General features: G+C 66.1%; 1 pseudogene. It reads left to right on the forward strand.

From position 1 onward, the window contains the following. Positions 1–107: 107 nt before the first annotated feature. Positions 108–442 (forward strand): annotated as a pseudogene (locus CRD59_RS07690) (serine/threonine protein kinase); the annotation flags it as partial.

Consider the following 442-nt stretch of genomic DNA (forward strand, 5'->3'; position numbering starts at 1 on the left):
CGGACAGAGGGGAACGGGTGGCCGTGCGCAGGTTCTGCAGCGTGAGAGAGTCCATAAGGGTAGGGTCACCTGCCAAGATTGTTCGGTCGGGGGGCCACAATGGAGGGATGGCTAGGGTGGTTGCGCTGAATCTGCAGACCGGTGATGAGGTGGGCGGCTATACGCTGATCGCCCCCCTGGGCGGGGGTTCCATGGGATCGTTCTGGCGGGCACGGGACGACGGCGGTGTGGAGTATGCCATGAAGATCCTACGCGACTCCCTGGCCGAGGATGCGACCGGAGCGACGGACGGGCAGGCACTGGCGGCGAGGACTTCCGCTCGCGAGCGCCTGCGCCGGGAGGCCATGGCCCTGCGCAGGAACACCCCCCCTGGTGTGTGCGTGCTAGTGGATATCGATCTGGCCGCCTCCCTGCCCTTCTTCGTCACCTACCTCGTTCTGTG

The organism is Bifidobacterium xylocopae (assembly GCF_003315615.1).
Lineage (GTDB): Bacteria > Actinomycetota > Actinomycetes > Actinomycetales > Bifidobacteriaceae > Bombiscardovia > Bombiscardovia xylocopae.